22 protein-coding genes and 1 pseudogene are annotated in these 20,992 nt (G+C 71.1%); 15 read left to right on the forward strand and 8 right to left on the reverse strand.

The features are described from left to right. Positions 1-358: 358 nt before the first annotated feature. The 8 genes from ID554_RS02370 (at position 359) to ID554_RS02405 (ending at position 8,473) form a co-directional block, all read left to right on the forward strand. Positions 359-700 carry a PadR family transcriptional regulator gene (locus ID554_RS02370; protein ID WP_117229241.1) on the forward strand — a complete coding sequence of 114 codons (342 nt, stop codon included), beginning with the start codon at positions 359-361 and terminating at the stop codon, positions 698-700. After that, entirely contained in the window at positions 697-1,635 is a 939-nt protein-coding gene (locus tag ID554_RS02375; protein ID WP_117229242.1) for a permease prefix domain 1-containing protein, read from the forward strand. Before ID554_RS02370 ends, ID554_RS02375 begins: the two co-directional genes overlap by 4 nt. Before the next feature lie 123 nt (positions 1,636-1,758). Further along, positions 1,759-2,355, forward strand: a complete 597-nt coding sequence (locus ID554_RS02380; protein WP_191088701.1) for a LemA family protein — start codon at positions 1,759-1,761, stop codon at positions 2,353-2,355. Between the two features lie 7 nt (positions 2,356-2,362). Continuing rightward, the gene (locus ID554_RS02385; protein WP_117229243.1) at positions 2,363-4,330 is read left to right on the forward strand and encodes a M48 family metallopeptidase; all 1,968 of its coding nucleotides are present in this window, start codon (positions 2,363-2,365) and stop codon (positions 4,328-4,330) included. A 137-nt stretch (positions 4,331-4,467) separates the two neighbouring features. After that, entirely contained in the window at positions 4,468-5,748 is a 1,281-nt protein-coding gene (locus tag ID554_RS02390) for a sensor histidine kinase (protein ID WP_117229245.1), read from the forward strand. Further along, positions 5,745-6,443, forward strand: coding sequence for a response regulator (locus tag ID554_RS02395; protein WP_117229246.1), 699 nt, complete (start codon positions 5,745-5,747; stop codon positions 6,441-6,443). The genes ID554_RS02390 and ID554_RS02395 overlap by 4 nt, the downstream gene beginning before the upstream one ends. Positions 6,444-6,521: 78 nt before the next feature. Next, complete coding sequence (locus ID554_RS02400; protein ID WP_117229292.1) at positions 6,522-7,415, forward strand: ABC transporter ATP-binding protein; 894 nt, start codon at positions 6,522-6,524, stop codon at positions 7,413-7,415. After that, positions 7,412-8,473: an ABC transporter permease gene (locus ID554_RS02405; RefSeq protein WP_117229247.1), complete on the forward strand. Its 1,062-nt coding sequence runs from the start codon at positions 7,412-7,414 to the stop codon at positions 8,471-8,473. The genes ID554_RS02400 and ID554_RS02405 overlap by 4 nt, the downstream gene beginning before the upstream one ends. Before the next feature lie 291 nt (positions 8,474-8,764). Here ID554_RS02405 and ID554_RS32640 read toward each other — a convergent pair. Next, positions 8,765-9,166: pseudogene (locus ID554_RS32640) on the reverse strand (hypothetical protein); the annotation flags it as partial. A gap of 72 nt (positions 9,167-9,238) precedes the next feature. After that, positions 9,239-9,427: a hypothetical protein gene (locus tag ID554_RS02415; RefSeq protein WP_117229249.1), complete on the reverse strand. Its 189-nt coding sequence runs from the start codon at positions 9,425-9,427 to the stop codon at positions 9,239-9,241. An 88-nt stretch (positions 9,428-9,515) separates the two neighbouring features. On the opposite strand from ID554_RS02415, the gene ID554_RS02420 reads away from it, so the two are divergent. Next, positions 9,516-10,367: a nuclear transport factor 2 family protein gene (locus ID554_RS02420; protein ID WP_117229250.1), complete on the forward strand. Its 852-nt coding sequence runs from the start codon at positions 9,516-9,518 to the stop codon at positions 10,365-10,367. Positions 10,368-10,385: 18 nt separating this feature from the next. Here the strand turns inward: ID554_RS02420 and ID554_RS02425 are convergent, their stop codons facing one another. The 3 genes from ID554_RS02425 to ID554_RS02435 form a co-directional block, all read right to left on the reverse strand. Beyond that, complete coding sequence (locus ID554_RS02425) at positions 10,386-10,661, reverse strand: PIN domain-containing protein (protein ID WP_147333503.1); 276 nt, start codon at positions 10,659-10,661, stop codon at positions 10,386-10,388. Then, on the reverse strand, positions 10,658-10,870 hold the full coding sequence (locus ID554_RS02430; RefSeq protein WP_117229251.1) for a type II toxin-antitoxin system VapB family antitoxin: 213 nt from the start codon (positions 10,868-10,870) through the stop codon (positions 10,658-10,660). Before ID554_RS02430 ends, ID554_RS02425 begins: the two co-directional genes overlap by 4 nt. Positions 10,871-10,931: 61 nt before the next feature. Beyond that, positions 10,932-13,757: an ATP-binding protein gene (locus ID554_RS02435; RefSeq protein ID WP_117229252.1), complete on the reverse strand. Its 2,826-nt coding sequence runs from the start codon at positions 13,755-13,757 to the stop codon at positions 10,932-10,934. Positions 13,758-13,954: 197 nt separating this feature from the next. Here ID554_RS02435 and ID554_RS02440 point away from each other — a divergent pair, with 197 nt between their 5' ends. Continuing rightward, complete coding sequence (locus ID554_RS02440; protein ID WP_117229253.1) at positions 13,955-14,785, forward strand: hypothetical protein; 831 nt, start codon at positions 13,955-13,957, stop codon at positions 14,783-14,785. A 35-nt stretch (positions 14,786-14,820) separates the two neighbouring features. Next, positions 14,821-15,594, forward strand: coding sequence for a hypothetical protein (locus tag ID554_RS02445; protein ID WP_117229254.1), 774 nt, complete (start codon positions 14,821-14,823; stop codon positions 15,592-15,594). Between the two features lie 67 nt (positions 15,595-15,661). On the opposite strand, the gene ID554_RS02450 is transcribed toward ID554_RS02445, so the two are convergent. From ID554_RS02450 to ID554_RS02460, 3 genes are all read right to left on the reverse strand, one after another. Beyond that, the gene (locus ID554_RS02450; protein WP_117229256.1) at positions 15,662-16,411 is read right to left on the reverse strand and encodes a YebC/PmpR family DNA-binding transcriptional regulator; all 750 of its coding nucleotides are present in this window, start codon (positions 16,409-16,411) and stop codon (positions 15,662-15,664) included. Positions 16,412-16,615: 204 nt separating this feature from the next. Continuing rightward, positions 16,616-16,834 carry a hypothetical protein gene (locus ID554_RS02455; protein ID WP_147333504.1) on the reverse strand — a complete coding sequence of 73 codons (219 nt, stop codon included), beginning with the start codon at positions 16,832-16,834 and terminating at the stop codon, positions 16,616-16,618. A 12-nt stretch (positions 16,835-16,846) separates the two neighbouring features. Continuing rightward, positions 16,847-17,125, reverse strand: coding sequence for a hypothetical protein (locus ID554_RS02460; protein WP_191088952.1), 279 nt, complete (start codon positions 17,123-17,125; stop codon positions 16,847-16,849). Between the two features lies 1 nt (position 17,126). Between ID554_RS02460 and ID554_RS02465 the strand changes: the two genes are divergently transcribed. The 4 genes from ID554_RS02465 (at position 17,127) to ID554_RS02480 (ending at position 20,949) form a co-directional block, all read left to right on the forward strand. Further along, on the forward strand, positions 17,127-17,852 hold the full coding sequence (locus ID554_RS02465) for an MmyB family transcriptional regulator (RefSeq protein WP_233527444.1): 726 nt from the start codon (positions 17,127-17,129) through the stop codon (positions 17,850-17,852). Between the two features lie 201 nt (positions 17,853-18,053). Beyond that, complete coding sequence (locus tag ID554_RS02470; RefSeq protein WP_147333505.1) at positions 18,054-19,004, forward strand: hypothetical protein; 951 nt, start codon at positions 18,054-18,056, stop codon at positions 19,002-19,004. After that, entirely contained in the window at positions 19,001-19,537 is a 537-nt protein-coding gene (locus tag ID554_RS02475) for a hypothetical protein (RefSeq protein ID WP_117229259.1), read from the forward strand. The genes ID554_RS02470 and ID554_RS02475 overlap by 4 nt, the downstream gene beginning before the upstream one ends. Before the next feature lie 14 nt (positions 19,538-19,551). Continuing rightward, positions 19,552-20,949, forward strand: a complete 1,398-nt coding sequence (locus ID554_RS02480) for a type IV secretory system conjugative DNA transfer family protein (RefSeq protein ID WP_117229261.1) — start codon at positions 19,552-19,554, stop codon at positions 20,947-20,949. Positions 20,950-20,992 lie beyond the last annotated feature (43 nt).

Genomic DNA, 20,992 nt, shown 5'->3' on the forward strand with positions numbered 1-20,992 from the left:
CAGACATTCGCGACCTCAACTCCATGATCGATGAGCTGCGGAACGACAGAGCCTGACGACGGGAAGTCGCGCCGGCGCGGCCAGCTCCCCGCCGGACCGTCCACACCAGAGCGCGTTATGCCGAGAAGTGGGCGGGTGCAGCAGATGACCAAGGAGTTTGCGCCCTCGACACTCTCCTTCCGTGATCAAAACTTCTTGATCAACCGGGGTCAGCCCCGCAGGGCGAGGCCAGCCTCGCGGGGCGGGGCGGGGGCGGGGCAAGTCTGTGACGTGAAACGCCTCGCTCCGACACCATGTCGCGCAGCAGACACTATTGTGCGCTGGACAATGGTGTGCGGCACACACTATCGTGTGATGCATGGTCAGCGACGACGTCCTGCGGACACACCTCCAGGAACTACGCCGGGGAACGGTGGTGGTGGCCAGCCTGGTCGCGCTGCGCCGACCCGACTACGGCTACGCGCTCCTGCAACGGCTCACCGGGCACGGCTTCCCGGTGGACGCCAACACGCTCTATCCCCTGCTGCGACGGCTCGAGGAGCAGGGGCTCCTGAGCAGCGAGTGGAACACCGAGGAGAGCCGGCCGCGCAAGTTCTATCGCACCAGCGAGTCCGGCGAGCAGGTGCTGCGCCGACTGCTCGACGACCTCTCCGCCGTGCAGACCTCCCTGACCGACCTGATCGAAGGAGCCCCCCGATGACGACCAGCCTGACCGACCGGTATCTCGCCGCGACGCTGCGTTCCGTGCCGACAAGACGGCGGGCGGAGATCGCCGAGGAGCTGCACGCGTCGATCGCCGACATGATCGACGGCCGGACCGCCGCCGGGCTCGACGCCACCACCGCCGAGCGCGAGGTGCTCACCGAACTGGGCAACCCCGCGCAGTTGGCGGCCCGCTACAGCGACCGGAGACTCCAGCTCATCGGCCCGGAGTACTACCCGGCCTGGCAACGCCTGATGATCGTGCTGCTGAGCACCGTGCCCGCCGTCGTCGGCGTGCTGATGGGCGTGTTGGAGGCCACCACCGCCGAGAACCCGGTCGGCGAGGGCATCGGGGCGGCGTTCAACGTCGCGGTGCACATCGGCTTCTGGGTGACGCTGGTCTTCGCGGCGATGGAACGGTTCGGCACCCCGTTGCACCTGCCGGAGTGGACCGTCGACCAACTGCCCGAGGAGCCCGTCGAGCGGGACGTCAGCCTCACCGACGTGGTGGCCTCGATCGTGTTCCTGGTCCTCTTCATCGCCTTCCTGCCGTGGCAGCAGTTCCAGCGGGTGATCGGTGACGACGGCGACCGGCTGCCGATCCTCGACCCGGCGCTCTGGTCGTTCTGGCTGCCGGTGTTCCTCGTGGTCCTGGTCGCCAGCATCGGTCTGGAGTTCGCCAAGTACCGGGCCCGCCGGTGGACCTGGCCGCTGGTCGGCGTCAACGTCCTGCTCAACCTGGGCTTCGCGGTGCCGGCGATCTGGCTGCTCCAGGACGAGCGGCTGCTCAACCCGGAGTTCGTCGACCGCTTCGCCTGGCTGCGCGACGGCGGCCTGGACACGGTCAGCCAAATCAGCATCGTGGTGATCGCCGCGATCGCCGTCTGGGACGTCGCCGACAGCGCGGTCAAGGCGTACCGGGCCAGGCGTTGATCCGGGCGCCGGGTGCGGGCGCTCCGCACCCGGCACCCCCCGCAGGGGGAGAACGGGCAGCTCTGGACGGCCGCCCGTACGATCATGAGCGGTAGGTCCGACACGGAGATCGAGGGAGCGGCCATGGAACTGATCATCGGATTGCTGTGTCTGGTGGTGATCGTCGTCGCGGTGCTCGGCTTCGGCGTGTCGATCTACAACGGGCTGGTCCGGGCCCGCAACGCGTACCGCAACGCCTTCGCCCAGATCGACGTGCAGCTGGTCCGCCGGCACGACCTGATCCCCAACCTGGTGGAGACCGCCAAGGGATACCTCAAGCACGAGCGGGAGACGCTGGAGGCGGTCATCTCGGCGCGCAACAACGCCGTCAGCGCGCAGACCGCAGCGTCGGCCGCGCCCGGCGACCCGGCGGCGATGCAGCAGCTCAGCGGCGCGGAGAACGCGCTGAGCGCCACCCTGGGCCGGCTGTTCGCGCTCTCCGAGGCGTACCCGGACCTCAAGGCCAACCAGAACATGATGCAGCTCTCCGAGGAGCTGACCTCCACGGAGAACCGGGTCGCCTTCGCTCGGCAGGCGTACAACGACTCGGTGATGGCCTACAACAACAAGCGCGAGGTGTTCCCCGCGAGCATGCTGGCCGGGATGTTCTCGTTCGGGCCGGCGGCGCTGTTCCAGCCGGACGACCCGACGCAGCGGAACGCGCCGCAGGTGTCGTTCTGAGGCACCGATGAACTTCTTCGAACGACAGCGCCAGGTCCGCCGGCTGTCGACCCGCCTGGTCCTGCTCTTCGTCTTGGCCGTGGTCGGCATCGTGGTGGTGGTGAACCTCGCGGCGGTGTTCGCCTTCAACGTCGGCACCAGCAACCCGCCCCAGCTCGCCGGGCTGGTGGTGATGGTCACCCTGGCCACCGTCGCCGCGATCGGGCTGGCGGCGCTGGTGCGTACGCTCACGTTGCGCGGCGGCGGTGGGAAGGTGGCCCGTGAGCTGGGCGGAGTGCCGGTGCCGGCGGACACCACCGACCCGGAGCTGCGACGGCTGCGCAACGTCGTCGAGGAGATGGCGCTGGCCTCCGGCGTACCCGTGCCCGAGGTCTACGTCCTGCCCGAGGAGACGGCGATCAACGCCTTCGCGGCGGGGTGGAGCCCGTCCGACGCGGCCGTCGCGGTCACCCGGGGCGCGCTGCAACGCCTCAACCGCGACGAGCTCCAGGGCGTCATCGCCCACGAGTTCAGCCACGTGGTCAACGGCGACATGCGGCTCAACATCCGGCTGATGGGCCTGCTCTTCGGCATCCTGTTCCTGACCGTGGTCGGTCGGGGGCTGGCCCGCGCCGGCGCCCTCGGCGGCGGACGGAGCCGCAACAGCAACAACGGCGGCGCTCTGCCGTTCATGCTGGTCGGGCTGGCGTTGCTGGTGGCCGGCTACATCGGCGTGCTCGCCGGTCGGCTCATCCAGGCGTCGGTGTCCCGGCAGCGGGAGTACCTCGCCGACGCCTCGGCCGTGCAGTTCACCCGGCAGACCAGCGGCATCGCCGGGGCGCTGAAGAAGATCGGTGGCCTCTCCGACGGCTCCGAGCTGCGCACGCCCAAGCGCGACGAGGTCGGGCACATGCTCTTCGGCGCGGCGGGCCGGGCGTCCTGGCTCGCCACCCACCCACCGCTGGCCAAGCGGATCCAGGCGTTGGAACCCTCGTTCGACCCGAACGAATTGCGGCAGCTCGCCCAGCGCTGGGCCGCCGCACCCCCGTCGGGCCGGCAGGAGGACATCGCCCTCGGCCTGGCCCCGAGCGGTCCGGGCGGCGCGCCCGCCCGCCGCGACTCCGCCCGCCCGGGCGCACCGGCGCTGCCGGTGGAGGGCACCCGGGTACGCGTCGCGCCGGCCGAGATGCTGGGCCGGGTGGCCGCGCCCACCGAGACGGCGTACACGCACGCCGCCGCGATCCTCGACCGCATCCCGGAGCACCTGCTGGACCGGGCCCGCAACCGGGACTCGGCCGCGCCACTGGTGCTCGGGCTGCTGCTCGCGGCCGAGCCCGACGTCCGGCAGCACCAGCACGAGGCCATCGCCCGGGAACACGGTCCGGCGCTGGCCGACGCCGCTCTGCGGGAGGCCGGTGAGCTGGCCGGGCTGCACCCGATGCTCCGGCTGCCCCTGGCCGAGCTGGCGTTCCCGGCCCTGCGGGCCCGCCCGGACGCCGAACTCGAATCGCTGATGGCGGCCGTCTTCACGCTGATCCACGCCGACGGCGCGATCAACGTGTCCGAGTACTGCCTGTCCCGGCTGCTCCTGGCCGAGATCCAGGAGTCACTCAAGCCGGACTCCCGCTGGCGCACCGACCGCCGTACGCTCACCGACACCCGCTCCGCGGCGGCCTACCTGCTGGCCATCCTGGCCCAGGTCGGGCACGGCGACCGGGCCGCCGCCGAGCGGGCGTTCCAGGCCGGTGTCGCCACGCTGCTGCCCGGCACCTCCCTGCCGTACGCGCCGCCGGAGAACGGCGTGCTGGCGTTGGAGACCGCCTGGCCGGTGCTGGACGGACTGCGTCCGGGCGACAAGGAGCGGCTGGTCGCAGCCGTGGTGGCGGTGATCAGCCACGACGGGATGATGACCGTGCCGGAGATCGAGCTGCTGCGGACGATCTGCGGCCTGCTGCACTGCCCGCTGCCGCCGATGGCCGGCGACGGCATCGGCTGACCGTCGCGCTATCCGCCGGTCGGGCCCGTCACCTCGGGCGCGACCGGCGTGGCGCGCCGGCGAGTCCCGGCAGAGGCGCGTCCGGCCCGCCGGAGGTGCCCGCCGATAACCATGCGGCGGGATGGCATTCTCACCAGGTGACCTCCGAGAGCAGCGACGACTGGCGGCGGCCGGGCCCCACGCCCGAGCAGCAGCGCCTGGACCTCTACGCCGGGCTGGCCGCGACGGTCATCGCCCTGTTCAGCCTCACGCTGGCCCGCAGCACCGGCACGTTCCTGCTCGGGCCGCCGCCGTCCTGGCTCGAACAGATCCTCTGGACCGTCGCGGTGCCGCTGCCGCTGATCTGGCGACGCCGGTCCCCGGTCGCCACCGCGCTGGTCGTGTCGGCCGCCTTCATCGGCGCGCAGGTCCGGGCCGTCCCCGAGTGGCAGCTCTCCCAGTGGGCGCTGTTCGCCGCGATCGTCACCCTCGGTGCCTGGGGGCCGGACCACCGGCTGTCCCGACGGCTGCGGATCGGCATCATCGCCGCCATGTTCGGCTGGCTCGCCATCGCGTACGCGATCAGCCTCGACGAGATCACCCCGGACTCCTTCGAGAACGCGATCGGGCCGGTGCCGCCGGTGCTCGCCGCGATCGTCACCGGTCTGCTGGTCAACGTGTTGTTCTTCGGGTTCGCGTACTTCTTCGGGGAGACCGCCTGGATCGCCGCCCGGCGGCAGCACGACCTGGCCGAGCAGGCCGAGCGGCTGCGCCGGTCGCAGGCCGAGGCCCGGGAGCACGCGGTGGTCGGCGAGCGGGTCCGGATCGCCCGGGAGCTGCACGACGTGGTCGCCCACCACGTGTCGGTGATGGGGGTGCAGGCGGCAGCCTGCCGCCGGGTCTTCGACAAGGATCCGGCCAAGGCGCGCACCGCGCTCACCTCGATCGAGGAGTCGGCCCGGACGGCGGTGGACGAGCTGCGCCGGATGCTCGGGGTGCTGCGCGCCCGCGACAACGGCCCGGAGGGCACCGGGCAGCCCGCCGGGATCGACCAGATCGCCGCCGTGGTGGACCGGGCGCGGGAGGCCGGCCTGCACGCCACCCTGGGCGTGTACGGCGACCCGACGCCGCTGCCCGAGTCGGTCTCCCAGGCGGCGTACCGGGTGGTGCAGGAGGCGGTGACGAACGTGTTGAAGCACGCGAGCGGGGCGACCCTGCTCGACGTCCGGGTCCGCTATCTGGCCCAGGAGATGGAGGTCGAGGTGACCGACAACGGTCGGGCCACCCGCCCGGCGAACGACGACGGGCTGGGACTGGTCGGGATGCGGGAACGGGTCGCCACCCACGACGGTGAGCTGGAAGTGGGCCCGCGTACCGGTGGTGGGTGGCGGGTGCGAGTTCGTTTCCCGCTGCCGCTGGCGGCCGGGAGCACGACGTGACCGGGGCGACGTCGCCGATCCGGGTGCTGCTCGCCGACGACCACCACCTGGTGCGGACCGGCTTCCGGGTGATCCTGGAGATCGAGGACGACATCGAGGTGGTCGGCGAGGCCGCCGACGGGGAACGGGCGGTCGCCATGGCCCGGGCGTTGCGCCCGGACGTGGTGCTGATGGACGTGGAGATGCCCGGCGTGGACGGGCTGGAGGCGACCCGCCGGATCAGCACCGAGACGGACGAGCCGGGCGGCCCCGCCGTGCTCATGCTCACCACGTTCGACCGGGACGACTACCTGTTCGCCGCGCTGCGCGTCGGGGCCAGCGGGTTCCTGCTCAAGAACGGCACGCCGGAGGCGCTGGTCGACGCGATCCGGGTGGTGGCCCGGGGGGACGGTCTGCTCGCCCCGGAACTCACCCGCCGGGTGATCGCCACGTTCGCCCGGCCGGGCGGCCCGGCCGGGACCGTCGGCGGTCCCACTCCGGAGGAGGCGCTGCGCGACCTGACCCCCCGGGAGCGGGAGGTGCTGGTCCTGGTGGCCGGGGGTGCGAGCAACGCCGAGATCGCCACCGCCCTGCATCTGGGCGAGGCGACCGTGAAGTCGCACGTCAGCCGGGTGCTGGCCAAGCTGGGCCTGCGGGACCGGGTGCAGGCGGTGGTGTTCGCGTACGAGCAGGGCGTGGTCCGGCCGGGAGGATGACCTCCGCTGGGAGAGGGAGCCCGGATCTCCGTCGACGGACGGAGGGCAATCAATGATCGAACTCCTAGCGTGGAGTACGTGACCACGGTACTCCGCCTCGACGGCGTCGACCGCAGCTTCGGCGACCGTCAGGTACTCAAGAATGTGTCCTTCGATGTCGTCGCCGGGCGGATGACCGGCTTCGTCGGCGGCAATGGCGCCGGCAAGACCACCACCATGCGGATCATCCTCGGCGTCCTCGCCGCCGACTCGGGCCGGGTGACGTGGCAGGATGCGCCGCTGAGCCGGGAGGTCCGGGGGCGGTTCGGCTACATGCCCGAGGAGCGCGGCCTCTATCCCAAGATGAGCGTCCGCGAGCAGGTGGTCTATCTGGGCCGGCTGCACGGGCTGACCGCCGAGGGCGCCCGGCGCGCGACCGACACGCTGCTGGAGCGGGTCGGGCTCGGCGAGCGCGGCGACGACCTGCTGGAGACGCTGTCGCTGGGCAACCAGCAGCGCGCCCAGATCGCCGCCGCCCTGGTGCACGACCCTGAGGTGCTGGTGCTCGACGAGCCGTTCTCCGGATTGGACCCGATGGCCGTGGACACCGTCGTGGCCGTGCTGCGCGAGCGGGCCTCCGCCGGTGCCCCGGTGATCTTCTCCAGCCACCAGTTGGACGTCGTCGAGCGGCTCTGCGACGACCTGGTGATCATCGCCGACGGTACGATCCGGGCCGCCGGCAGCCGCGACGAGCTGCGTGCCGCGTACACCACGCCCCGCTACGAGCTGGTGGTGGAGACCGACGCCGGTTGGCTGCGGGACCAGCCCGGGGTGACCCTGGTCGACCTGGACGGCGCCCGCGCCGTCGTCGACCTGACGCCCGGCGCGGACGAGCAGGTCGTGCTGCGCGCCGCGTTGGAGCGCGGCGCGGTCCGCGCGTTCCGCCCGGTCACGCCCACCCTCGCCGAGATCTTCCGAGAGGTCGCCCAGTGAACACGATGCAGGCCACCCGACTGGTCGCTGCCCGGGAGCTCCGGGTCAAGCTGCGCGACCGCACCTTCCTGATCAGCACGATCGTCTTCCTGCTGATCGCTGCGGCGGCGACCATCCTGCCGCCGTTGTTCTCCGGCGGGCCGTCCACCGTGGCGGCGACCGAGGCGGCGGCGGCTCCGCTGCGCGCGGCCGGTCTGGAGGTACGCGTCGTCCCCGACGACGCCGCCGCCGAGCAGGCCGTACGCGACGGTGACGCGGACGCCGCAGTCGTCGCCGGCCCGAGGGTGCTGGCCATGAACGACGCCCCCAACGACGTGGTCAACGCGTTGAGCACCCGGCCCCCGGTCGAGCTGCTGAACCCGGACGCGATCGATCCGCTGCTGGCCTTCCTGGTGCCGTTCGCCTTCGCGTTCATCTTCTTCATCACCTCGCAGACGTTCGGCGTGCAGATCGCGCAGAGCATCATCGAGGAGAAGCAGACCCGGATCGTGGAGATCCTCGTCGCCGCGGTGCCGGTGAAGGCGTTGCTGGCGGGCAAGATGCTCGCCGGCACGATCCTCGCGCTCGGTCAGATAGCCCTGGTGGCCCTGGTCGCGGTGGCCGGTATGGCGATCAGCGGCAGCACCGACATGCTCACCCTGCTCGGCCCGGCCATCGGCTGGTTCATCCCGTTCTTCCTGCTCGGCTTCGTGCTGATCGCGGCCATGTGGGCGGCGGCCGGTGCGCTGGTCAACCGGCTGGAGGACATCGGTGGGGTGTCGACGCCGGTGCAGCTCGCGGTGATGCTGCCGTTCTTCGCGGTGATCTTCCTCAACGACAACCCCACCGCCATGCAGGTGTTGTCCTACCTGCCGTTCTCGTCGCCGACGGCGATGCCGCTGCGGCTGTTCGCCGGGGACGCGGCGGTCTGGGAGCTGTTCGCCTCGCTGGCGCTGCTGCTGGTGGCGGCGGCCGGGTTCCTGCTGGCCGGGGCCCGCGTCTACGAGGGGTCGCTGCTGCGGACCAACGGCCGCACCTCGCTGCGGACCGCCTGGCGGGAGCGCGAGACCATCGGCTGACCGTCCGACCCGCGCCCACGCGCCGGCGTCCCCCGCGCGGGGACGTCGGCGCGTCGCCGTCAGCGGCCACCCGCGACCTTGAGCTGCGGCAGGTCGCGGGTGAACTCCCGGAAGCCGACGCGGTGCCCAACCCTCGCCGCCGGAAGTCCCGGTGGGTGCCGACCGGCTCGAACTCGGCGGTGCCCGTCGCTGGGCGAACATCTCCACATCCTTGAAGACGTACCGGTCGGCGTCCGCCGCCCACCACAGGTCAAGCTCGTGGTCGAGCGTGTCGACCCCGATCGGGGTACGCCGGAACGGGTCCTGGAGGTTGAAGTACCACCCGGCGAAGTCACGCCGCGGACCGGACCAGAACACGTCGACCGAGTGGGCCTCACCGGGGCGCTGGAGCATCAGCTTGCCGTGCCCGCGCCACGCGGTGTGCCCGGCCGTCTGCCACGGGTGCCGCCCGCACGGAAAGACACCCTCGCCGGGGAACCCGAACTCGGCCCCCGTCGGCAGATAGAGCGCCAGCAGGTCGGCGGAGTCCTCGACGCAGATCGTCGGAACGCCGAACCAGACCTCACGGCCCTGCTCTTGATCACGCTCATGATCACGCTCGATCCGGGATCGAGTGCCTTTACCTGCACCCCGAGACCACTCGATCCTGGATCGAGCGGGTCGTGACGCCGTTCGCGGCACCTCGCCGAGCATGATCTCCCGGCCGACGACCACGTCGCCGGGGCTGAAGCGTCCCGTCTCCGTCACCGCTCCCCCAGCCTGCGGTCAGTCGCCCGCCAAATCCGGCCGGTGCTCCCTGATCCACGCCTCCACGTCCGACTTCCGCCACACCTTGCCCATGGCTAGAACGGCGAGCGGCTCCGGAAAGTTGCGCTGGTTGGCGATGACAGACGCGCGCTGCCGGGAGACGTTCCCCAACATCTCGCGGATCTCCGACACGCCGACCAGCTCCATAGGTTGACAATGACAGCGACGATCACTCTCGACGCCGCCAACTACGGAGTCTATTGACGCAAGCAACAGGTGGCGGCAGCATGAGGGCATGAGCATGCGCACGCCCAACCCGCCGCCTGCTCGGCGTGAGCCGCTGGGTCGGCTGCACCCGGTGTATCAGCACCTGCCCGAGCGGCCCCGGTGGACGTGTCGAGCCTGCTCACGGGACTGGCCGTGTCCGGCGGCCAGGATGCTGCTGCGGGTCGAGTACGACCTGGACCGGGTGGGTCTCTCCGTCTATCTCGCCGGCCAGTTGTTCGACGCCACCGGCGACCTGCTGCGGCTCGCCGAGGGCGCACCACCGTCACCCGGCGAGCTGTTCGACCGCTTCCTGGCCTGGGCGACCCCGCAGTCCTGGCGTCAACCGCAGGCCGGACAGCAACCGCAGGCCGGGCGATTGCCGCTGCCCCGGCGGCAGCCGCCTCCACCGGCCGGAATGTCACCCGTGGCTGACACAAGTCCAGAACCCACCGACCCGAGGAGCACGATCATGGACGTACGCGACGCGGCCCAGCGGTGGGCCGACGCCTGGGCCACGGGCTGGCCCGCTCAGGACGTGGAACGCATCGTCGAGTTGCAGACCGAGCAGGGCGACCACTGGGCGTCGATGTTCCGCCCGTGCCGGGGCCGCGCCGGGCTGCGCGCCTACGTCGAGGAGTGCTTCGGCGAGGAGACCCGCCCGGCCGAGGTCTGGTTCGGCGCTCCTCGGGTCGACGGCGACACCGCGACCGTCGAATACTGGGCGATCACCTACCCGTACGACCAGCCGGTCACCCTCTCCGGCTGCACGGTGGTCCGCTTCGACGCCGACGGCCTGGTCACCGAGTCCCGCGACTACTCCCACGCCAGTCAGGGCCGCATCCCCCCACCCACCGGCCTGTTCCCCGACCACCATCTGTAGATCATGGACAGTTTCCGTTCACACGAAACGGCAACTGTCCATGATCTCTGAGGCGGCGGGTCGGAACCACGCGCCGGTCAGGTGATCCGCTCCTGGCTCAGTTGCGGCACGAGCCGGGCGACGGTTTCGAAATCCGCGTCCTGATGGAGAACGACCAACTTGAGTCGCAAGGGTCTCCACGAGCACCGGGGCGCAGATCGCGATGAGGACGCGACTCGCCAGCTCGGACCACTGCGGTTCGGTCTGGCGGCGCACGATCCGGACCAGGGCGCTCGTATCGATCAGGTACTTCACCGGTCGAGTTCGTCGAGTCGATCGAAATGGAAGCCACCAGACTCGGCGATGTCCTCCAGGTCGGCCAGGGCCTGCTGTCGCCGCTCACGGCTGGCCTCCACCGCCTGCCGAAGGGCCTCCGTCACCGTCTCCTTCTTCGTGGTGGTCCCCAGAGCCGCCGTCGCCTCCGCCAGCAGATCCTCATCAAGGTCCAGCAGGGTCTTGGCCATGAGATACACCTCCCAGGCAACAATATGTCCGTGGCTGACATATATCCGCGCCCGGCGCGTACTAGAGGGTCGGGGTGTCGCCGGTGAGGCGGGCGGCCAGCTCGGTGCGCGACCGTACGCCCAGCTTGGTGAAGATGCGGGCCAGGTGTGACTCGACGGTGCGGCGGCTGAGGAAGAGGCGCGAGGCGATCTCCTGGTTGGTCAGGCCGGCGCGGACCAGCTCGGCGATCTCCCGTTCCCGCGCGGACAACGCGGTGGCGGTGCCGGTCGCCGGTGGGCGTGAGTCCCGCTTGGGGCGGGACGGGATCGCGGCCGTGTGCTGGGCGAGCACCGACAGCAGCCAGCTCGCGCCGCAGCTCTCGTACCCCTCCTGGGCCTGCCGGAAGGCGTCCCGGGCGGCGGCCGAACGACCGGCGCGGGCGGACGCGATGCCGGTCAGGTGCCGGGCCAGCGCCTGCTCGACCGGTGCCCGGGCGGCGGCCAGTCGCGTGGCGGCGGCGTCGGCCAGGGCGGCGGCCTCGTCGTGCCGGTGGGCGGCGGTGGCCACGTACGCCTGCGCGTAGCCGGCCCAGCCCTGTTCGTAGGCGAGCCCGGCGGCGTCGGCCAGCGCGGCGGCGCGGGCGGCGTACCGGTGGGCACCGGTGGTGTCGCCGGCGCGGGCCAGGGCGATCGCGTGCACCACGTCCCGGGGTACCGCGATCGGCGGCCCCGGTTGCCACGGTGCCGGGTCGGCGACGATCTCCAGGCACGACTCCGGCCGCCCGGCAGCCAGGTGGGCGACGGCCAGGTTCAGCCGGCCGACCCGCCGCCACATCCGCGAGCGCGGCCAGTCTCCGGCGGTCAGCCGGTCGACGACGGACGGGCCGGCGGTCAGCAGCAGCGGGCGCAGCGCGACCGCCTCCGCCATGGCCCGCATCTCGACGCTGCCGACGCGGCGGGCTAGCGTCACCGCCTCCTCGGCGAGGTGCACGGCCGTCTCCAGGTGACCGAGTCGCGTCAGCAACGCGACGCGCACGATCAGCAGGTACGGCACCGCGCTGCTGTCCCGGACGCGCTCCACGATGTCGGCGGCGCGATCCAGGTGATGGGCGGCGGCGGTCACCTCGCCCAGGTGCATCCGCACCCATGCCAGCGGGCCGAACAGCTCCACGTGCGGGCGCAGCGCCGCGTTCGTCTCGCTGTCCACCAGCTCGGCGGCGTGTGCCGCGTCCCGCCGGGCCGCGTCCAGGTCTCCGGCGTAGAGGCGACCGAAGGCCCGCAACGCGTACGCGGCGGCGGAGAGCGGCGGGCGGTCCCCGGCCAGCAGGGTGATCGCACGGTCGGCGTGGCCCACGGTGGTGTCGTCGTCCTCGCCGAGGGCGGCGATCGCGGCGAGTTCGACGTGCAGTTTCCCGGCCGAGGTACGGGGCAGCCGCGCCTCGGCGAGTTGGGCCGTGACCAGGGTGGCCGCCTCGTCGATGTCGCCGCGCAGGCGGGCCACGACCGCGCGGAACGCCGCCGCCTCGGCGCGTACGCGATCGTCGCCGTGCGCCAGTTCACGCAGCACGTCCCGGCTGCGTTCCAACTCGCCGCTGAGGCCCAGCGCCCGCGCGTACTGGAGCAGCACGGTCGGGCGACGCCCACCGAGCGGATGCCCTTCCGGCAGCAGGCGCAGCGCCGCGCCGAGCCAGCGGGCCGCCTGGGCCGGCGCAGGATAGGTGAAGGCCAGCCCCGCCTCGATGAGGGTCTCGGCCGCCGCCTCGTCGCCGGGCTGGGCGGAGCGCTCGGTGTGGTGCGCCACCACCTGCGGTGGCCCGTGGTGGGCGCGCAGGTGGGCCGCGGCGCGGGCGTGCGCGGTGACCCGCCACGCCGGACCGGCCGACTCGTGCGCGGCGGCACGCACCAGCGGATGCCGGAACCGCAGCCGGGCCGCGTCGACGTCCATCAGCCCGCGCCGGTGCAGGTCGTCGGCGGCCCCCACGACGGCGTCCGTCGGCACTTCCGCCACCTGCGCCACCAGCCCGATTGAGGCGTGGTCGCCGGCCACCGCCGCCGCGTAGGCGACCCGGCGGACCGGCTCGTCCAGGTCAGTGATCTCGCGGGCCAACCCGGTGAGGACGTGGCGTTCCGACACGTCCACGTCGTCGTTGTCCACCAGCGCGGCGAGCGTGTCGTCGCGGCATCGGGACAGCTCCTGGACATAGAGCGGGTTACCGCCGCTGGCGCGGGAGATGAGCGTCCGGCGGCGGCGCGGCACGCCCGGCAGGAGCGCGTCGATGTCGGCGGGACCGAGGCGGGGCAGACTGATCCGGGTGGCGGCCGGGCCGAGGTGCACGATCGCGTCGGCGACCCCGGACGGGGGCTGCTCGCTGCGGAAGGCGACCGCGACCAGCGCCGGACGGCGTGGTGGCTTACGGATCAGGTACTCGGTCAGCTCCAGGGACGGCTCGTCCGCCCAGTGCAGGTCGTCGAGGAGCAACGCGACACCGGGCGCCCGGGCGCCGTCGATGAGCCGCCGTACCGCCGCGTAGATCCGGGCCCGGCCCACCGACGAGGTCGCGCCGTGGCGGACCAGGCGGCCGGTGAGCGCCTGCGAGACCACCTCGCCGTCCTCCGCCGCACCGCCGGCCGCGACGAGCGGCGCCAGCACGTCGGCGTACATCGCGAAGGGCACATCGCGCTCGAACTCGGCGGCCCGGCCGTCGCAGACCAGCAGCCCGGCGGCGCTCGCCCGCTCCGCGAGCGCCCGCAGCATGCTGGTCTTGCCGATGCCCGCCTCGCCGCACAGGTTGACCGCCGCGAACTCCCCGCCGGTCACGGCCGAGACGGCCGCGTCGAGCGCCACCAACTGACCGGTACGCCCGACGAGGTGCGCCGCCGTGCCGCCGCCCGACGGACGTACGGCCACGGCGCCTCCCCAGACTCGTGCCTCGCGCAGAGTTTAGACGCCTGTTGATGTCCTCGGGGACCACCACCACGATTCCGGCGACATCGTCCGGCAGCACCACACCGAATCCGGAGTTTGCGTAATTCCACGGATACCGCGTGCCCTCCCCGAGGCGGAAGCTGACCGTCATCGATAGGTCAGGAGCGAGGAGGAACGGAGTGCGCACCGCGAAACCACTTCTCCACGGGATCGTCGCCGTGGCGCTCGGCCTGGGCACGGCCCTGCCGGCAGCCCCGGCAGCGGCGGGGCCGCCGCCGACCAGGGCACAGGTCGCCGACAACACCGACTACGGAGCAATCATCGACATCCTCCTCGCCGCCGCCGAGATGGGGCAGGACGGTGTCTACACGCCGCTGGAGATCAGCCGCCTCATCCAGCAGATGATCGGGGCGGTCAACGGCGCGAAGGTCGACCTGCTCACCCGCCTCAACAGTGAACTCACCAACGACATCCGGGCCAGGACCGAGGCAGCCGTGACCAAGGTCGAACTGCTGCGGGTCCCGTGGGCCGCCGGGCCCGCGATCAACAGCACCCACGACGCCGCGTACGTGGCGAAGAACCACCTGCAGACGGTCCACGAGGACGACAACGCCCTCGATGCCGTGGGCCGGGCGATGATCGTCCTGTTCACCCAGTTGGAAGCCGCCTACCTCATGGTCGACGCCGAGGACGGCACGAACCTCGCGGCGGCCCAACGCCCCTACTTCCGTCAGGGTCTGGAGTACCTCATCCAGAAGATGCGCCGGGAGTGCCCGCCACGGGGCAACCCCAACGCCGGCGTCATCACGTACTCCTGCTCGTTCGGCGGCCGGTCGATCTACGTCGACTACTACCCGCTCACCAACACGCATCGCGTCAACGGCGGCCCGATGATCAGCGGGCCGGTCACCGAAGAGGCCGTGGCGGAGATGTTGATGCGCGACACCGCACTACCGCTCGCCCAGCGGGCCTTGGATCTGTTGATCAGTCGCGGCGTTCCGCTGCCGTGAAGACCCCCGCCTCCCCCAGGAACGAAGGTGCGTCCATGAAACACCGAATCGTTACCGGAATCATCGCCGCGACCACCGCGATGGTGATCACCGTGTCCGGCAGCGCCCAACCCGCCCGAGCAGCGGTCTCCTGGCCCCAGATCATCATCTCCGTCGCCTCGCACCTGCTGAGCAACAGTGGAGGCGGCGGTCTTGAGCAGGCCAAGCGGGAGATCATCGCCGCCGTCGAGAGCTCGAAGCAGGAGATCCTCAACCACATCGACGCGATCGCCGCCGCCGACGTCGAGGCGTGCACCGAGGCCGCCGTCACGAAGATCGCGCAGATCGACAACATGCCGGGGAGCCTGCTCGGCCCGTTCGTCAACGGTGCCGTGGACTGCGCCGCCCTCTCCAACGCCTACCTCAACGCCGTGCAGGACCCGCGCGCCGCCGACAACATCGGCCGGGTGATGGGGATCATCTACTCGATCGCCATGGTCGCCTTCGCCAAGTACGGCTTCCCCGTCACCGACCTGCTCAACGGCCTCATCCGGGGCTACGAGAACCTCGTCGTCAAGCTCGCCCCGGCCTGCCGGGACGACACCATCAGGGAGTACGACTCACTCGGCCGGCTGGTGACCGTCGAGATCACGCACACCTGTGTGGCGCACAACGGGGACTCGGCGAGCGGCACGGAGATCTACTACCTGGGTCGGCCGACGAGGACCATCGACCGGAACCTGATCAACAAGAACGCCACCCGGAACACGAGCCGCTGGATCGCCCAGGAGTCGCTACCGACCCTGATCCCGCTGCGGCCGGTGGCCTGAACGCCGGACGGCCCGTCCCCGTTGATCGGGGGCGGGCCGTCCCGGTGTGCGTCGGAGGTGCGGCCGGTCAGCCGACCGCCTCCATCACCTCGTCGCTGATGTCGAAGTTGGCGAACACGTTCTGCACGTCGTCGCTGTCCTCCAGCACGTCGATCAGCTTGAAGATCTTGCGCGCGCCCTCCTCGTCCAGCGGCACGGTCACGCTGGGGATGAGCGAGGACTCGGCCGACTCGTACTCGATGCCGGCGTCCCGCAGCGCGGTCCGCACGGCAATCAGGTCACCCGGCTCGGAGACCACCTCGAACGCCTCGCCCAGGTCGTTGACCTCCTCGGCGCCCGCGTCGAGGACCGCCAGCATCACGTCGTCCTCGGTGGCGCCCGCCTTCGGCACGATCACCACGCCCTTGCGGGAGAACATGTACGACACCGAGCCGGCGTCGGCGAACGAGCCGCCGTTGCGGGTCAGCGCGGTGCGTACCTCGGTGGCGGCGCGGTTGCGGTTGTCGGTCAGGCACTCGATGAGCAGCGCGACGCCGTTCGGGCCGTACCCCTCATACATGATCGTCTGGTAGTCGGCGCCGCCGGCCTCCAGGCCGGAGCCGCGCTTGACCGCCCGGTCGATGTTGTCGTTGGGGACCGAGCTCTTCTTGGCCTTCTGGATCGCGTCGAAGAGGGTCGGATTGCCGGCCGGGTCACCGCCACCGGTCCGCGCCGCGACCTCGACGTTCTTGATCAGCTTGGCGAACATCTTGCCGCGCTTGGCGTCGATGACCGCCTTCTTGTGCTTGGTCGTCGCCCACTTTGAGTGGCCGGACATCTGTTACCTCCGTTGCTACCCGCCGTCTGCATCGACCGCACCGCACACGCACCGCTCCGCACCCGCGCACGCGGTGGTGCCGGTCAGCTCTGGTGGAAGCCGTGGCGGGCAGATGGCCCTGCCGAATCTCGACAATCCTACCGACGCGCGGCGGGTGGCCGTCACCCGCCGCACGTCAGCCGCCGGCCTGATCTCCCCCGCTGACTACAGACCAGGCAAAAGCCACTCCCCTGTCCGATATACGCCCAGCACGGTGACCTCGGACATCTCCTGCTGCTCGCAGCGCTCCTCCAGCCCCGCCCGGAACCGGCCGAACGCCGCCAGCGACGGCAGCGGATCCGGCAGGTGCGGGCCCGACACCACGTCGACGAAGGTGTGCCCGTCGTCGAGGCGGTCCGGGCGGACCCGGCACCTGATCAGCATCGTGGTCACCGCTCACCCGCCCGCCGCGTCGCCGGCCACCGCCGGGACCGCCTGGCCTGCCTCGCCCGCCTGGCCCGGGTCGGTGCGGCGCTCGGCGACCGCCGCCACGATCTCGGTGAGCGCCTCGGCGCGCTCGGCGGCGGGCGCGATCCGTCCCGGCGCCGTCGGGTCGTCGCGGTCCTCGTCGCTGAAATCGAAGTCGGTGAGGACCGACAGTTCGACCGGGTGGCGACCGGCACCGTCCGGCCCGCGACGGCGTACCCCGGGGCTGCGGCGGGCGGAACTGGCCACGTTGGCACAGGTCAGCGTGGAATACCTGACCCGACTCGAACAGGGCCGCGACACTCGACCGTCACCCGAGATCCTCGCCGCGCTGGCAAACGCCCTCCGGCTCGACGGGGACGGCCGGAGCCACCTGCGACGGCTCGCGTCGGTCGAGCACAGCCAGCAGTTGTGCGAGGGGCGTCACCCGACCGCCTCGCGTACCGTCCGGCCGGAGGTCCGGGCGCTGCTGGACGCGCTGCGGGACCGGCCCGCGTGCCTGCTCAACCGGCTCGGCGACGTGCTGGCCTGGAACGAGCCGTTCGACCGGGTGGCCCGACCGCTCGGGTTGCTCGACGGCGACCGGCCCAACCTGGTGTGGTTCGTCTTCGCCGACGAGCGCGCCCGCGACCACGTACCGGACTGGGCGGAGCTGGCCGACCAGCAGGTGGCCGAGCTGCACCGGCGCCGTCAGGGCGATCCGGACACCGACGCGTTCGCCGAGCGCCTCGCCGCGACGGTGGGGACGGCCTTCGCCTCGCGGTGGCAGCGGCGTCCGGTGGCGGTGCAGGCCAGCGGCGTGCGCCGGTTACGGCATCCGGAGGTCGGGCCGCTGCGCCTGGCGTACGAGACGCTCGAACTCGCCGACGACGGGCAGCGGCTGCTGGTCCACCTGCCGGCCGATGCCGCCTGCGCCGAGGCGCTGGACCGGCTGCTGGGTCGGCGGCCCGGCGCCCTGCGTTCGGCGGCCGGCTAGAAGAACCGCCTCCTGGCGGCTTTCCGACAGAAAACGCAGCCACCGCCGTCGCCTCACACCGCAATTCCCCTAAAACGGCCGATGATCGACGTCGGCACATCGGGCAATGCCCGACGATCCGCCGAACAGCCATTCTTCCGACCCTCGGGCACGCTTCTTTCGGCTGGCCCGGGTGCAACACACTGTCGACATCCTTTGCAGTTGACCGACCCCTCCCGGAGGCGATACGTGCTGGAGCAGTTCGAGGAATTCGGCCACGATCTGCCGATGATCGGCAAGGGCGGCGTCAGCGCGCTCAACAAGTTCACACTCATGGTGGAACTGCCGTATGCCCAGGACCTCGACCTTCCGCCCGAGCGCAAACGCGCCGTGGGGGCCCGGTTGTACCGCAGTGTCGCCGAGGTGCTGGAGGCCGCCGAACTGTACTCGGTGCAGAACCTGCGACTGGACTGGTCCGACGGCAACATCGGGATCGTCTACGACGACTCGTCGTTCGGCTTCCAGATGGCCATCCGGCGCGACCTGCGCATCGTCCTCGAACGACCCGGATCGTCGCTACGCCTCTTCCACAATTGGTACCGGGTGTTCATGCCCTACATCCAGGGGCTTGTGTCCCGAATCGCCATCGACCTGTCTGACATCCTCCATTCCGATTTCGACCTGCAACCGATCCGGACCAGTCACCGATTCTCGCTGCTCACCTACGACTTCGTTCCGGTACGCGCACCCCGCCCGGTCAGCAGCCACCAACTGATCGGCAGCCTGCTGTCGCACCGCCCCGGCGAGGACGGCCGCTTCCTCTCCGTGCCCAGCGGCGGCGCCGCCGGGCCGCTGCGCACCGGCCGGCTCGACGTGAAGATCTCCAACTTCCGGGAGGTCGCCCCCGACGTGCACGTACGCGAGATCTACGACATCCAGGCCCCCTCGAACCAGGGCTACCGCGGCATCTGGCTGGACTTCTACTGCATCTCCGAGACCGTCGGCGACGGTGACCCGGCCCTGGAGTCGCGCATCGCCCCACGACCCGAGTTTCTGCTGGAGCAGTACCTGATCCCGTACCGCGACTTCTTCCGGGACCGCGTCGTCAAGGGCTTCCTCGCCGACTTCTTCAAGGACTGCGAGTTCTCCTGCGCCGTCGGGACCATGCCGTGACGCAGGAGACGCTGAACGTCATCCAGTTCGCGGGGCTGGTGGCCACCTTCGTCTGCAGCATCGCCGCGCTCTTCCTGTCCTGGCAGAACAACCGCTCCTCGGACCGGGAGGTGCGGGTGGCCGCCGAACAGCTGCGGGCTTCGATCATCCCGGTTCCGATGATCCAGGACTCCCGGCTGACCTGGCGAGGGCCGACACTGGTCGTGCTCTCCGTCCGGCTCCGCAACGTCGGCGCGGGACCGATCCTCGGCATCCAGATCACCGGCATCCGGATCGACCGCACCAGCCTGGCCTTCGAGGCACTGAGCGCCCCGAAGGCGGACGTCGTCATGCCCACCACCGACGTCGAGCAGCGGCTCCGCTTCGTCGACCCGCCGCAGATCGCGCAGCCGAGTCTGGTGCTCGTCGAGATCGAGTACTTCGACGTGCTGGGCAACCACTACCAGCAGCCGCTGCCGTTGACGGTCGTCTCCGGCACCGGCAGCGGCGCCATGGCCGGAGTCCGTCCGGCCCGCATCAGCCGAAACCCCTAGAGAGGCAGTCGCGGATGTCCAAGCTCATTCTCGGCCGGGCAGTCGTGCGTCACCTGGAACCCGAGCCGCTGTCCAAGAGCCAGTTCGCCCAACGGCGGCCCAGCGACACCGGGGTACGCGCCCGAATCGGCCTCGGCGAGGAACACATCATCGACGACGCCGAGCTGGGTCCGGTGGTCGCCTCGGACGACGACAGCCACCTGATGACGATCGCGCCCACCGGAGCCGGCAAGGGACGGGACGTGATCATCCCGAACCTGCTCACCTACGAGGGTTCGGTGGTGGTCATCGACCCGAAGGGCGAGAACTACGACGTCACGCACGAGCACCGCCGTACCGTGCTGGGCAACGAGATCGTGCTGCTGGACCCGTTCGGCGCCAGCCACGGCGGCAGCGACAAACGGGGCTCGCTGAACCCGTTCGACGTGTTCGGCGCACTACGGCGCGACGATGACGCCGCCGAGGAGGCCGAGGACTTCGGCCGGGTGCTCTCCGACATCCTGATGGGCGGCATCCAGTCCCTGTCCGACCCGTTCTGGGACGAGATGGCGCAGTTGCTGATCGCCGCGCTGGCCGCCGACCTGATGACCGGCCAGCCGGACCGGCCCGACACCCTGCAGGAGTTGCGTACCCAGCTCTTCGAGTCGGACCTGCGCTACCGGATCGCGGTGGCGCTCGACACGCGGTCGAAGTCGATGCCGCCGGGCACCCGGCAGGAGTTCGAGATGCTGCTCAGCATCGACGCGGAGAAAACATTCAGCGGGATCGTGGCGACCGCCGCCCAGCAACTGGCGGCCTTCAGCTCCCGCCGGACCATGGACGCCACCGCCCGGACGAGCTTCGCCCTGAGCGACCTGACCGACCCCGAGCGGCGGATCTCCATCTACGTGGTCATCCCGCCGCACAAGCTGCGTACCCATCAACGCCTGCTGCGGGCCTGGGTGGGGTGCCTGCTGTACTACGTGATGAACAGCCGGTCGATCAACCAGTCCCGGCTGCTGTTCCTCATCGACGAGGCGGCCCAGCTCGGCCGCTTCTCGCTGCTCCAGGAGGCGATCACCCTGCTGCGCGGGTACGGGTTGCGCACCTGGACCTTCTGGCAGGACCTCGCGCAGTTGTCCAGCCTCTACGGCGTCGCCGCCGAGACCATGATCAACAATTCCGGTGTGCTCCAGGTGTTCAGCCCGGCGAACTTCGGTGCCGCGACCGCCCTGTCCCTGCGGATCGGGTGCAGCGTCGGTGAACTGCTGCAACTCGCCCCCGACGAGCAGGTGATCGCGTTCAAGAACGAATGGCCGACGAAGATGGAACGCTTCAACCACCTCACCGACCCGGTCCTGCGCGGCTGGGCCCGCGCCAACCCCCGGCACGGCAACACGCCACCGCCGCCCGCGCCACCGCCGCCCACGTGACCGTACGCCCGTGGCGCCGTCGACCCGTCCGCGCGAACGCGGC

The sequence above is a fragment of the Micromonospora craniellae genome (assembly GCF_014764405.1).
Taxonomy (GTDB): domain Bacteria; phylum Actinomycetota; class Actinomycetes; order Mycobacteriales; family Micromonosporaceae; genus Micromonospora; species Micromonospora craniellae.

Bases quoted from the DNA above. Each gene is read 5' to 3' on its own strand.
- ID554_RS02370 (WP_117229241.1), top strand. From the start codon at position 359: ATGGTCAGCGACGACGTCCTGCGGACACACCTCCAGGAACTACGCCGG.
- ID554_RS02375 (WP_117229242.1), top strand. From the start codon at position 697: ATGACGACCAGCCTGACCGACCGGTATCTCGCCGCGACGCTGCGTTCC.
- ID554_RS02380 (WP_191088701.1), top strand. From the start codon at position 1,759: ATGGAACTGATCATCGGATTGCTGTGTCTGGTGGTGATCGTCGTCGCG.
- ID554_RS02385 (WP_117229243.1), top strand. From the start codon at position 2,363: ATGAACTTCTTCGAACGACAGCGCCAGGTCCGCCGGCTGTCGACCCGC.
- ID554_RS02415 (WP_117229249.1), bottom strand. From the start codon at position 9,427: ATGGAGCTGGTCGGCGTGTCGGAGATCCGCGAGATGTTGGGGAACGTC.
- ID554_RS02420 (WP_117229250.1), top strand. From the start codon at position 9,516: ATGAGCATGCGCACGCCCAACCCGCCGCCTGCTCGGCGTGAGCCGCTG.
- ID554_RS02430 (WP_117229251.1), bottom strand. From the start codon at position 10,870: ATGGCCAAGACCCTGCTGGACCTTGATGAGGATCTGCTGGCGGAGGCG.
- ID554_RS02445 (WP_117229254.1), top strand. From the start codon at position 14,821: ATGAAACACCGAATCGTTACCGGAATCATCGCCGCGACCACCGCGATG.
- ID554_RS02450 (WP_117229256.1), bottom strand. From the start codon at position 16,411: ATGTCCGGCCACTCAAAGTGGGCGACGACCAAGCACAAGAAGGCGGTC.
- ID554_RS02455 (WP_147333504.1), bottom strand. From the start codon at position 16,834: ATGCTGATCAGGTGCCGGGTCCGCCCGGACCGCCTCGACGACGGGCAC.
- ID554_RS02480 (WP_117229261.1), top strand. From the start codon at position 19,552: ATGTCCAAGCTCATTCTCGGCCGGGCAGTCGTGCGTCACCTGGAACCC.